Here is a 12,489-nt window from a genome sequence, read left to right as displayed (position 1 = left end):
GCTTCTATTACACCTTCTTTTGCCAGTTTGGAGACTATCGGCGACATACCATGATAACGCAGTCCACCTGCATGAATACCGGGAGGAACAAAATCATGACCCAGAGTGTGCATTTTAACAATCGGGCCAAGTTTGGTTGTATCTCCGTAATCATAAGCATATATACCCTTGGTAATACTTGGGCAAGCTGCCGGTTCCACAGCTATAATGCGAATATTCTTGCCATTAAACTTGTCATACACATAAGGCATGGCAATTCCGCCGAAATTGGAACCTCCTCCCACGCAAGCTATTACTATATCAGGATAATCACCTACTTTTTCAAATTGCTTTTTACATTCCAGTCCGATAACCGTCTGATGTAAAATAACATGGTTCAATACCGATCCCAGAGAATAATGGGTATCGTCATGTGTTGCCGCGACTTCCACAGCTTCACTGATAGCTATTCCCAGAGAACCAGGACAATTCGGGTCTTCTTTTAAAATTGACCTGCCGGCGTTAGTAGTGTTTGTTGGGCTGGCCAATACCTTGCTGCCCCATGTTTCCATCATTATACGCCTGTAGGGTTTTTGTTCATAACTGACTTTGACCATGTAAACGGTCAGATCAATTCCAAAGTAAGTGCATGCCAAAGAAAGTGCACTACCCCACTGACCGGCACCGGTTTCTGTGGTTAGTTTGGTTATACCCTCTTTTTTATTATAATAAGCCTGTGCAATGGCCGTGTTTGGTTTATGCGAACCTGCGGGGCTTACACCTTCATACTTGTAATAGATTTTAGCGGGCGTGCCCAGTGCTTTTTCCAGTCTGTGCGCCCTATATAAAGGAGATGGTCTCCATAAAGCATAGATATCCAGAATCTCCTCGGGAATATCGATCCAGCGCTGGGTGGTCATTTCCTGTTCCAGCAGGCTCATGGGAAATAATACAGCCAGTTCTTCAGGCTTCAAGGGTTGCATTGTAGCCGGATGCAGTGGTGGGTCCAGCGGTGATTTCAAATCAGCCAGAATATTGTACCATTTGCGCGGCATTTCACTTTCACTAAGTAATATTTTTGTTTCCATGTTTACCTCCCCTTTTTTACTGTTTAATCGTTGATTTGTTGAATCGTTGAGTTGAGTAATCGAAAAAATCTCGGCTACACAGTTACACGATTACACCCGCCTTCGCCCATCCTGCTTCGGCGCGGCAAGCCCTTCAACTTTAATCTTTAAACCTACCACTTACCACCTAACTCTTATCCCTTATCCCTTATCTCCTAATATCTTTCTGCAAATCGACCCTTTGGTTTTCAATACTTTAGCTCCCCGGGTGATTTTACAAAGACTTATATGATATTTTGCAGCTATATCCCGCTGCGGGATTTTGTTCATCAGCTCCTGCATGAGGAGCCAACGTAAAGCAAAATCTTTTTTTTCTTTCTCTGTAAAAAGTTCATCAAACAATTTTTGCATATCTTTTTTATCAGTTATTTCAGAAAAAATATTTATCAGCTCTTTTTGGTTTTTCATAATATACCACGTTTGTTTCTGTAAATAGTAACGAGAGCTCGTGTTTATGTCAATAGAAAATTTACTAAATTATTAATAAACCTTTTTACTTCAGAAGTTTTCCGGATTCTGTATACTCTTTATGCCCTATAAGTTTTGCGTTTTTATAAACTTCCTGTAGCTTTATCTGTCCGTTATCATAATACTCTTTATAAGTACCATCCAGTTGGTCCATTCTGTATGTTCCTTCGCTTTTCAGTTTGCCATTTTCATAATATTCCTTTGATGGCCCATGCTGCTGCCCACCCTTATATACTTTTTCAGAAAGCTTATTGCCGGATTCATCGTATTCAATAGTAGTTCCATTTGTTGTACCATCCTTATAAGAAATCTCCGTTTCCAGCGCTCCACCTTCGAAATATTCTCTGGAAACTCCTTCCAGCTTACCGTTTACATAAATATCCTCGCGTTTGATATTGCCACTGTCATAATAGGTCTTGGCCAATCCTTCCGGCCTGTCATCTTTGTATAAGACATCACTAATCAGTACACCGCTGGGATTAAATTCCTTACAGGAACCATTCAAATATCCGTTTTCATAATGATATTCCCTCATTACGGCTCTGGTTTCGTAAAATTCTCTATAAAGACCATCTATTACGCCATCCTTATATAGAGCTTCAGATTTGGGATTGCCATTAGCGTAGAATCCATTTACTGGGCCGTCCATTTTCCCATTAGAAAATTCTATTTCATAAGCTACCTGCCCGTTATCATAATAAGAAACGGCTTTACCGTCAGGAATCGTTCCTTTTTGACCTAGGAGTTTGCCATATTGGTTAATAACCTGTTTCCCTATTTCTTCGTGGTTTTCATAAAAAATTCTTTCTTCACTACCGGAATTCAGTTCATTAACGCGAAAGGTTATATCTCCTGCATATATTAGTGAAAAAATAAAAAACACCAAAATAAAATTTTTCATAATGACCCCTCCGTTAGTTAAAATTATTATATCATGCTCGCCAAAAAATTTCTGAGATTTACAAAAAAAAGTAACGATAATCATCATATGCAAAAAAAAATAATTGCTTTAAACAGTAATCCCAAATCATCCTGGAATATTTATAAACCGTTTCGTGCAGGTGTCTTCACATGGTTTATAATGCTTGGACTTACAAAAACTTCCATGATCGATCCTTTGTGCGCGATAATGTCCGGATTAGGCATCACTTCAGTTAACTTTTTATATAATAACTGGAGCAATTTCAGGAATCATAATAAATAATCCTCCATCGCAATATACACCTTGACGATACGCTCATTATTCCTTATATTTATTGAGGCTAAAATATCTTGCTATAAGGAGTAAATAAATGACCAAATTTGAACCGAAAATTTCTATCATAGTGCCGGTAAGAAATGCAGACAGAACACTGAAGACAACCTTTGAATACCTGCTCGGCATAGATTATCCCAGAGATAAAATGGAAATAATCATCGCTGATGGTGGAAGCAATGATAAAACCGTGCAAATAACCAAAGATTTTCAAAAAAAACATTCCTTTATAAAACTTGTAGAGATTCCTGATTGCAAATCTCCCGGACATGCCAGGAATGCCGCTTTGAAACAGGTAAAAGGTGAATATGTGCTTTTTACTGACGGTGATTGTGCTCCGGAAAAAGACTGGGCGTATCAAATAGTAGAACCGTTTAATAAAGACAAGACCATAGGTGGTGTGGGCGGTGAAATATTAACACTGAAAGTAGAAAAAGATAATTTCACCGAATCATATTGCGAGCAGGTCAGATTCCTAAGCCCTGTCGGCCGTTGCAAAGCCAAAGATTCTGGATATATGCCAACTATTAAGGAATGGTTCCCCCATGAAGTAAATGGAGGAAACGATTCTCCTTTCTTCGCCACTGCCAATTTTGCCGTAAGTAAAGTGGCAATTGATAAAATCGGTGGAGAATTCTGGGATGAACCTACAGGAGAAGATGTAGATTTTTCTCTTAGGATTATGAAAGCCGGGTATGTACTTTTTTTTAAAAAAGAAGCCGTAGTAAAGCATATGCACCGTGTGGACCTGAAGAGCTTCAAAAAACAGTGGCATGGTTATGGCTATGGCCACCCGCTGCTCATTGAGAAACACGCAAAAAATTTTTTGGAATTTTGTATTCAGATCGGTAAAGGGTTCTACTTTAATATTCCCTGGTCTAAAAAAGGTATTGTTCATATTGGCAATTATCATCTTATGTATTTTTGTCTGAAAGCGTTGCTTGTGGACCTGATCGTTTACGCGGTATTCAGCATTCTGAACCTGAATATTCTTTTTATTAATCTGGAGTTTTTAAAAATGCTGGCCATTATTTTCGCGGTAGGCACTGTGCTTTTTACCGTACTTTATTACTGGCCTGTTCTGAAATTGAAACCTTTATCCAAATTCTTTTTCTTTGCTAAAATCAGAAGACAGACCAATCAAAGTTTTATGCAGGGTGCTTTGGACGGGATGGAAAAATTTAAGGCTATCTGTGTAGAACCGAGTTGGTAATATGAAGAGATAAGTATTAAGTGAAAAGGGACAGGTGCTGAAAATATATTAAATTTTTGATAATTGAGCAGTTGGGAGATTTGAACATGAAATATGGATATTTTGACGATAAGAATAAGGAATATGTAATTACTAACCCGAAAACTCCTGTAAAATGGGTAAATTATGTCGGGACATTAAAATTCGGCGGGATAGTAGACCATACCGGCGGGTCAATTATTTGCAAAGGTGATCCGGCCCTTAACCGCATTGTCAAATATATTCCACAACTTCCCAGTTCTGAATTTAAAGGTGAAACCTTATATATCCGTATCCATGAGAAAAATGGTTACAAAGTTTTTTCTCCCTTTTTCGTGCCTACCCTGGACAAATATGACAAATATGAATGCCATGTAGGCTTGTCCTATCAAAAAATAATTTCAGAATTTTACGGCATTCAAACTGAAGTTACAATATTCGTGCCGCTTGGAGCCAATGTTGTTTTAAGAGATATCAAGGTTACGAATAAATCAGGAAGCGGACTTAAACTGGATATCATACCTGTTGTCGAATACAGCCATTTTGATGCGTTAAAACAATTCACCAATGCAGACTGGGTGCCACAGACCATGACGGTAGATGCCATAAAAGAAAAAGACGGAAAGGTTATTCATAAACAATACGCTTTTATGCGTCGTGACACTCATGCAAACTATTTTACATCCAACTATCCGGTTGATTCTTTCGAAACCGACCGTAAAAATTTTCTTGGCGACAATGAATATGGGACATGGATGGATCCTCTTGAGTTGCATAATGAACATTTATCCAATTATCAGGCCCGTCGCGCTGATAATATTTCCGCACTTCTCCATAAATGCGGGACCTTAAAAAACGGACAATCCGTTCGCATTATCACTCAGCTCGGTCAGGAAGAAACTGTTGAATTGGCTGATCCGTCAATTAAAAAATACAGGAATGAAAAAGAAGTTGATAAAGCTTTTAATGAATTGAAGGAATATTGGTCCGTTTATTTATCCAAACAGCAGATCGAAACACCGGATGCTTCCTTTAACTCTATGGTTAATGTGCACAATCCAAGGCAGTGCCATACAACGATGAACTGGTCCAGAGACCTTTCCTTATATCAATTAGGTTTCGGCGGACGAGGGATAGGTTTTCGCGACAGTTCACAGGATGTAATGGGCGTTATGGCCAATATGCCCGAAGAAGCCAAGCAACTTATTATCAAATTACTCAGTGTGCAAAGGCCCGACGGTTCTGCCATGCACCAGTTTTACGCTTCGACAATGGAAGCTAATGAAGGTGATTCCAGAGAAGAAAAAGGTCATAACTTTTATTGCGATGACCATTTATGGATAATTTTATCGGTAAATGCTTATTTGAAAGAGACAGGGGATTACTCATTCCTTAAGCAGCAAATTACTTTTTATGATAAAAAAATAAAACTGGAAGACCGCGAAAAAGCTACTGTCCTGGAACACCTGAAAAGATCTTTGCATTTTACCAAAACTCATTTAGGCCAGCACGGACTGCCTTTGCTTGGTTTTGCTGACTGGAACGATACTGTAAATCTCAAAGGCAATGCCGAGAGCGCTTTTGCCGCACATTTATACGGCAAAGCCCTGCTGGAAATGATCGAACTACTTGATTATCTTGGAGATAAAAAAGCTGTTACCAGCTATAAAGCAGATTACGAAGCCATGAAAAAAAATGTTGATAAGAATTGCTGGGACGGACAATGGTATATTCGCTATTTTGAAGAAGACGGAACAGCTCTGGGTTCAAAAAAATGCGCTAAAGGTAAAATCTATGTAAATGGTCAGTCCTGGCCTGTTATTGCCGGATTTTCTCCAAATGATAAAGCCAACCAGGCCTTGAATTCAGTTAATAAACTGCTAAACACAAAATACGGCATAAAATTAAGCACTCCCGGTTTTAACGGTTTTGACTGGCGGAAAGGTGGTATTACCACCTACCCTCCAGGAGCCAAGGAAAACGGCGGGATATTTTTACACGCCAATCCCTGGGTAATGATCGCAGAAACTATTATGGGTAATGGTAACCGGGCTTTTCAATATTATAATCAAATTAATCCGGCTGCGAAAAACGATATTATTGATATATTCGAATGCGAACCCTATTCCTATCCGCAGAATATACTGGGTGACGAACATCCGCAATTCGGTCTTGGACGCAATAGCTGGTTGTCAGGCACTGCTTCCTGGACATACCAGGCTGCTACCAAGTATATTTTAGGCATACTCCCCACACATTTTGGTTTACAGATTGATCCCTGTATTCCGGAAAGCTGGGATGGTTTTAAAGTTAACAGGATTTATCGCAGTTGCTCTTATCAGATCAACATTAAAAACCCCAAACATGTCTGCAGGAATGTTGCTTCAGTTAAAATTGACGGTAAAAAAATAAAAGGCAATATTTTACCGATCTTTGACGATAAAAAAGAACATAAAGTTGAAGTTGTTTTAGGGTAACAGATTTAAATAACCGGCTTCATATTCCAGATATTTTTGTTATACTCGGAGACCATCCTGGAAGTATTAAAAAAACAGCTTATATCTATGCAATTCATCATTTGTTCAATCCATTCTGTTTCAAATTTCTTTTCAGGAGCTATACTGTGCTCAACAGTGTAATATCTTTTAACCATGGATTGAAGTTTTGTATATAGAGAACTTGAATCTTCTCTGAGCTTTAAGTCATTTTCACTACCTATTTCACCGTCCATAGGTACATAGCCGAAAATTTCACCGATCTCTTTATCTGCTGCTTCTACCACCCATCCATCCATGGTACTAAGCTGCAATACTCCATTCAATATTGCTTTCATCCCGGATGTACCGGAAGCCTCAAAGGGTGGCAAAGGGTTATTCAGCCACACATCAACTCCGCAAATCATTTGTTTAGCTATATAGGTATCGTAGTTTTCCAAAAATAAAATCCTGACTAGATGTTTATATTCATCCATTGAGTCAATAATATTCAGGATTTCCTTGATATTATCTGTTCCTGCAAAATCATTCGGATGTGCCTTGCCTGCGAATAAAATCTGAATAGGGCCATAGACTTTTGCTATTTCAATAAGCTTTTCGGGATTTTGTAAAATCAGACTGGGTCTTTTATATGGCGCCGCTCTTCTGGCCCAGGCAATTGTAAAAACATTATCCTTTATCATCCAGTAACGCAGTAAATCAGCCAACGCCGTTTTATTTTTTTTATGAGCTTTCCAAAGTTTTTCTTTAAAAATCAGGTCATTTTTTAGGGTATGAATATTACAAAGGTTTTCTGGATGTTCTTTCCAGTTCATAAAAACTTCCGGATATTCGTTAAATAAATTTTCAAAGGAATTGCTGATCCAGGTAGGAATATGAATTCCATTGGTTATACCTCGAATTTTCTCTTCATGGCTGGGAAACTGAATTTTGGTAACCTCTTCATGTTTTTTGGCCACAGCATTCACGTGAGCGCTGGCGTTCATCGCCAGAATGGTCAGATTAACCAGTTCAGGGTTATCATCCTGACCCAGCTTTTTGGTGATAGCCAGTTCCTCTTCAGATAAAACTTTCTTCAGTTCGGAAATAGGCAGACGATCATGACCGGCTTCTACCGGTGTATGACAGGTATAGGCGAAATGCTGGACCAAAGGTAATATCTCGTCATCAGACAATCCTTTAGCTTTTTCCACAAAGGCAAAAGCAGCATGACCTTCATTTAAATGATATATCTCTATTGAGTAACCTAGAGCATCCAGAGCTTTTATTCCCCCTACGCCCAGTATCTTTCGTTGTACAATCTTCCACCAGACACTTTCACTGTTATAAAGCTGTCCGGTAAGCTGTCTGGCCCATTCGGGATTATCATTGTGATTGGAATCAATAAGAATAAGAGGTACCACATGCTTTTTATCAAAACTGGTAACATAATATTTCCATAAATAAAATTTTATTTTATCCGTGCCTATATTAATATCTATCTCTTTATTTAGCTTAATTAACCCCGGATATGTATATGGGTCCCAATTGAATTCTCCCGGCATTTGTCCGTAATGCATACAAAATTTCTGATCAAAATAACCCTTGTTCCATAAAATTCCGATACCCAGCATAGGCAATTTCAAATCTGATGCAGACTTCATTGTATCGCCCGCCAAAACACCAAGACCTCCGCTATAAATGGGCATGTCCACCAATGTATCAATGTGTACCAAATGGTAATAATCCATTTGTTTTAGATTGGAAAACACTTCAAAATCTCTTTTTTTATTAAGTTTGGTAATGGGCTTCTTACTGATATATGTATTATAAATACTTGGCGCCAGACCGAATTCCATTGAAAAATAAGCTATACTTCGTTCTTCTTTGCTTAATAATTTTTCTTCTGCTTTGATAATCACATCCAAAGGAATATCAAAAAAAAGCTCATCTGTCAGGTCTTCGCTGAAGTATTGTGTCGATGTATCTGCCTGTATAAGGTTTTCAAACCTTTTGGAACGATTCAAGATTCTTTAATACTTTCCTTTTTCACTTTTTCTAATATTACCCGGTCTTCTTCTGTAAAAATATTTGATATATTAAGGATTATAACCAGTCCCGATTCCAATTTACCGATTCCATTTATCAGTTCTTCACCATAACCTTTGTTAAAAAGCATTGGCTTGTCTATTAAATTATCCGGTAATAGAATAACTTCCTGCACTTCATCGGCCATTAAACCTACCATATTATCTTTCTGTCCGTCGCTGACAATAATAACCACATAATCCTTATCATAATTTGCGGTCTGGTACAACTTCTGCCGCAAATTAATAAGCGGAATTACCTTATTGCGTACATTTATTATCCCTTCCAGAAACACCAGTTTACTGGGCACTTTAGATATTTTCTGGTCGCGCAATATTTCATGTACGTTTTGAATATCAAAAGCGAACCGTTCGTCTTTTATGCGTGCAATCAAATACTGTTTAGCATCGCTCATTTTATAACCTCACTAAAAGTTGAATCTGGATTTGATAATCCGTTACACTATTTATTCTATCTAATAATAATTCAGACCTCAAGTAAATATCAGGATATAATAAATAATTTATTCCCGCTAATCCTCTCATATCCAATGCCCCTGACCTGGTAAGCAATGAAACATTTCCTCCAAATGAAAGTCGGGGATTTAACTTGTAAAAAGCCTGACCCATGACCCCGTTCATCTCCTGGGAGACCCCATTCAACTTTCCACTGGCCGCCAGAAAGGCAAAGCTCAGGTCGATATCCCAGAAACTAAAAGCGTAATCATTACCAAGAAGTATATATTGATTATTACTTCCATAAAAAGTTGTATCGCTCATATCACTGAAATATAGAGACAATCCCATATCTAAAAAATCCCTTAATAAAAAACGCAGATCTGTTCCGAAAGATTTGCCCTCCTTATCGTTGTTCAACTCCAGGTTCGACCCCTTGCCGTTTACCAAATAAAAATCCGCGGAAAAAGGTCTGGAATGATAATAAACATCAATACCGGTTTCTTCTCGTGGTATTAAATAGACGTTATTGCCCCAGATCGTGTCCCTGAGCAAGGAATTACTTATAAACTCTTTATCAATCTGATTTATTTTTTCATTGCCGAACGCCACCAGAAAACGCCCTATTTTTGTATTAACAGGCCAGCCATTACCATCCAGGTCAAGATAAAGCTGATTAAACAGCTCCATATTTTGTGTAGTCAGGTGTGTTTCGTAATATATTTCATAGTTTTTGTTTAATGGAAATTTTACATTTAACTGCATATCATTAAGGGTAAAAGTTCCGGTGCTTTTATAAGTATTTTTGGAATACAAATAGCGCAGGTCCACAGCGCCTGTGTAAATAGGGTCTATTATCCCATAAGACAGAGATAATATTAATAATAATAAAAGTATTCTAATGCTGATCCCCCACAACTCGATTTTAATCAATCAAGTAATTTAATAATATCCGCAATTGTTTTAACTGTAAATTGAACCTTGTCCTTCAAATTTTTTACAGTATAAAATTGCTTTTCCAACTCCTCTTCACCAATGATTATAGCAAATTTTGTCTTCAGATTTAAGGCTTCCTTTAGTCCATCATTAATCGGCCCATTTTTAAAGTACATTTCAGCTTTTATCTGCTTACCGCGTAGTTCCTGGGTCAGGGAAAGGGCTTTATCCATAGATTTACTACCCAAGCCTATGATAAAAAAAGGTAGATCCTGCCAACCCGGTATCAGTAAGTTCAATTGAGAAAAAACCATATAGAGCCTGTCCAGGCCTATGGCAAATCCAAAAGCCGGTGTTTTTCGCCCTCCCAGTTCGGTAATAAGATTATCATAACGCCCACCTCCACAAATTGCATTTTGTGCACCAAGTAGCGGCGAGCGTATTTCGAAAACAGTTTTTGTATAATAATCTAATCCTCTGACCAGGTGTGAATCTACCTCATGCTTGATTTGATTCTCTTCAAGAAGATTTATAACGCTTAAAAAATGATCATTACATTCCTTGCAAAGAGCATCACCCATTTCCGGCATACCCGCGAAATATGTTTGACAATCAGGGTTCTTGCAATCCAGTATACGTAAAGGGTTGCGATCAAACCTGCTCTTGCAGTCCGAACAAAGATTAGGCAAAATAGACTCAACAAAACCCTTTAATCTTTCCCGAATAACCGGTCGACATACATCACAGCCTACGGAATGGATGGCAATTTTAAGTCCTTCTATGCCCAGCTTTTGGAATAAATGAACTCCCATGATCATAGTTTCGGCGTCGATAAATGGAGAAGCTGACCCTATACATTCCACTCCAATCTGGTTAAATTGTCGATAACGACCGGTTTGTGGTCTTTCATATCTAAACATAGGACCAGTATAAAACAACTTAACTATACGACGTTTTTGAAAATAGTTACTGTTTTCCAGATAAGCCCGAACAATTGAAGCAGTACCTTCAGGTCTTAGGGCAAGAGACCTGTCACCTTTATCCTTGAATATATACATTTCCTTTTCAACTATATCTGTTGTATCACCCACAGCGCGTTGGAACAAATCCGCAGATTCGAATATAGGTGTTTGTATTTCCTGATAATTATATAAAGTCAGTATATCTATTATTTGGTTGCTGATATAACGCCAGGCGTAACTTTCTTCAGGTAAAATATCACGAGTACCCCGAGGGCAAGTATATTTCATCGCCTCTCTCCTAAATCCTCTCTACATAAATGGAGAAAGGACTTGCTTTTTATAAAAATAGTATTATCTAACGTTGGCATTATTTCTTTACTTTATTGTATTCGGCATAATCTACATCGGGCAATTTATTCCTAAGCATGGACCACCAGGCTTTAGCAAACATAAAGAATGTCTTTATCTTTCCTTTTTCTTTAAATCTTCTGATTGATGAAGAAACTTTCAGGCTTGGTAAGAACTTGATATTTCCGGTTATTTTCAAACGTTTACCGAGTTCTATATCCGGGGACATTTTTTTATATGCCGGATCATAGCCGCCTACTTTATCATAAGCGGACTTTCTCATTATAAAATTAAAACCTGAAGTATTATCCAGACCCAGAGTACGAGAAACCATAAGAAACACTGTATAGCCCAAATAATTGAAAAAACTACTGATCTTGCCTGAGTCAAAAGTAGCACATGTGCCATAAACAGCAACTACTTTACTGTTCTTCATAAATGGTTTTACGGCTTTTTCAGCCCAATCGCGGGGATAAACAGTGTCAGCGTCACAAAAAGTTATAAGTTCTCCGCTGGCTTCCTTTGCTCCTCTGATAACTGCATAGATATAACCCTGCTGTGTTTCCAAATAAACTTTATCAACATGCTGTTTAGCTATTTCCGATGTTTTATCTTTACTGTTATTATCAATAACTATTATTTCTAGGTCTTTGTAAGACTGATTTTTAAGCCCTTCCAGTGTCTTACCTATACTTTTTTCTTCATTATAAGCCGGAACAATAATAGATAACTTCATATCTTATCCTTTCGCTATGTTTATTTACCTAATTATAATGGATATTTTCTAATAAAACGAGGGTTTGCTGCAAACCTTTTTATGCTGGTGGGCCCTGTAGGGCTTGAACCTACGACCCACCGGTTATGAGCCGGTTGCTCTGACCAGCTGAGCTAAGGGCCCGCCTCCGTTCACCTCTGGTGCACTACGGCGAGGCAAGCCCGCCCCAGTATTATCAAAGGGAATTTCATCAATTAATTTTTCAATCAGCTTCGTTCACCGTAACTTCGGCGATTCGTAGCCCGCAAAATCTTAATAGCAGGGAAAATATAACAGAGTAATTTCTTTCTGTCAATCAAGATGTCCTGCTTTAATTACTGTACTTAACAACCTCGGTAATAACTTCCTCTCCTTTCAAGTTTTTACCTGAATATTTAAGAAAAAGATGTGG

General features: G+C 38.2%; 11 protein-coding genes and 1 tRNA gene. 3 read left to right on the top strand and 9 right to left on the bottom strand.

Annotated elements, in window-relative coordinates:
• From PHV30_10445 to PHV30_10435, 3 genes are all read right to left on the bottom strand, one after another.
• The coding region (locus PHV30_10445) for a TrpB-like pyridoxal phosphate-dependent enzyme (protein MDD5457431.1) at positions 1-1,067 on the bottom strand (1,067 nt) is incomplete at its 3' end.
• A gap of 180 nt (positions 1,068-1,247) precedes the next feature.
• On the bottom strand, positions 1,248-1,514 hold the full coding sequence (locus PHV30_10440) for a Trp family transcriptional regulator (GenBank protein MDD5457430.1): 267 nt from the start codon (positions 1,512-1,514) through the stop codon (positions 1,248-1,250).
• An 85-nt stretch (positions 1,515-1,599) separates the two neighbouring features.
• Positions 1,600-2,475: a toxin-antitoxin system YwqK family antitoxin gene (locus tag PHV30_10435; protein MDD5457429.1), complete on the bottom strand. Its 876-nt coding sequence runs from the start codon at positions 2,473-2,475 to the stop codon at positions 1,600-1,602.
• Between the two features lie 87 nt (positions 2,476-2,562).
• Between PHV30_10435 and PHV30_10430 the strand changes: the two genes are divergently transcribed.
• The 3 genes from PHV30_10430 (at position 2,563) to PHV30_10420 (ending at position 6,537) form a co-directional block, all read left to right on the top strand.
• On the top strand, positions 2,563-2,778 hold the full coding sequence (locus tag PHV30_10430; GenBank protein ID MDD5457428.1) for a hypothetical protein: 216 nt from the start codon (positions 2,563-2,565) through the stop codon (positions 2,776-2,778).
• Between the two features lie 88 nt (positions 2,779-2,866).
• Positions 2,867-4,042, top strand: a complete 1,176-nt coding sequence (locus tag PHV30_10425) for a glycosyltransferase (GenBank protein ID MDD5457427.1) — start codon at positions 2,867-2,869, stop codon at positions 4,040-4,042.
• Between the two features lie 86 nt (positions 4,043-4,128).
• Positions 4,129-6,537: a glycosyl transferase gene (locus PHV30_10420; protein MDD5457426.1), complete on the top strand. Its 2,409-nt coding sequence runs from the start codon at positions 4,129-4,131 to the stop codon at positions 6,535-6,537.
• A 5-nt stretch (positions 6,538-6,542) separates the two neighbouring features.
• Here the strand turns inward: PHV30_10420 and glgP are convergent, their stop codons facing one another.
• From glgP to PHV30_10390, 6 genes are all read right to left on the bottom strand, one after another.
• Complete coding sequence (gene glgP / locus PHV30_10415) at positions 6,543-8,561, bottom strand: alpha-glucan family phosphorylase (GenBank protein ID MDD5457425.1); 2,019 nt, start codon at positions 8,559-8,561, stop codon at positions 6,543-6,545.
• Positions 8,558-9,037, bottom strand: a complete 480-nt coding sequence (locus PHV30_10410) for a chemotaxis protein CheW (protein MDD5457424.1) — start codon at positions 9,035-9,037, stop codon at positions 8,558-8,560. The genes glgP and PHV30_10410 overlap by 4 nt, the downstream gene beginning before the upstream one ends.
• A gap of 1 nt (position 9,038) precedes the next feature.
• On the bottom strand, positions 9,039-10,010 hold the full coding sequence (locus PHV30_10405) for a hypothetical protein (protein MDD5457423.1): 972 nt from the start codon (positions 10,008-10,010) through the stop codon (positions 9,039-9,041).
• Entirely contained in the window at positions 10,007-11,263 is a 1,257-nt protein-coding gene (gene hisS, locus PHV30_10400) for a histidine--tRNA ligase (protein ID MDD5457422.1), read from the bottom strand. Before hisS ends, PHV30_10405 begins: the two co-directional genes overlap by 4 nt.
• 79 nt (positions 11,264-11,342) lie before the next feature.
• Positions 11,343-12,059, bottom strand: coding sequence for a glycosyltransferase family 2 protein (locus PHV30_10395; protein ID MDD5457421.1), 717 nt, complete (start codon positions 12,057-12,059; stop codon positions 11,343-11,345).
• Between the two features lie 85 nt (positions 12,060-12,144).
• Positions 12,145-12,221 (bottom strand) — tRNA-Ile (locus tag PHV30_10390).
• Between the last annotated feature and the right edge of the window lie 268 nt (positions 12,222-12,489).

It is taken from the genome of Candidatus Margulisiibacteriota bacterium (assembly GCA_028715625.1).
Classification (GTDB): Bacteria; Margulisbacteria; Riflemargulisbacteria; order GWF2-35-9; family GWF2-35-9; genus JAQURL01.
The sequence above is the reverse complement of the archived record's forward strand: the minus strand, read 5'-3'. Positions and strand labels throughout refer to the sequence as shown.